Here is a 440-nt window from a genome sequence, read left to right as displayed (position 1 = left end):
GCCCGGAGGGGCCGGAGGCGGCCGTGGAGCCCGCGCCGCCGGTGCCGGGAAGGTGGTGGGTGGCGGCCAGCACGGCGACGGCGACGGTGACGACGGCGAGGGCGGTGCCGGTGACCACGGCCCGTCTGCCCCAGGCACGGCCCGCCCGCCAGGCCGCCGCCGCGTACGCACCGCGCAGCCGGGGCCGGGCAACCTCCCGCGCGACCGTGGCGGGGTCCTCGTTCAGGACCCGGGTGAGCGCGTCGTGGACCACGGGGCGGGTCAGCCGTTCCCGGGAGTCCTTGCGCAGCAGCCCCTGCACGGCGCGGGTGAGCGGTCCGGCCCGCAGCGGGGTGCGCAGCGGCAGCCGGTCCACGCCCTTGAGCGTGGCCTCGGGCCGGCCCCGGTCGCGGAACGGCGGGCGCCCCTCGACCATGCTGTACAGCAGCGCGCCGAGCGCC

At 80.2% G+C, this 440-nt stretch carries 1 pseudogene; it reads right to left on the bottom strand.

The annotated features are described in order from the left end of the window. A pseudogene (locus BZY54_RS50785) lies at positions 1–440 on the bottom strand (serine/threonine protein kinase); the annotation flags it as partial.

This window comes from Streptomyces carpinensis, assembly GCF_002154505.1.
Taxonomy (GTDB): Bacteria; Actinomycetota; Actinomycetes; order Streptomycetales; family Streptomycetaceae; genus Streptomyces; species Streptomyces carpinensis.
Note: the sequence above shows the minus strand (reverse complement) of the source record. Positions and strands in the feature narration are given on the sequence as shown.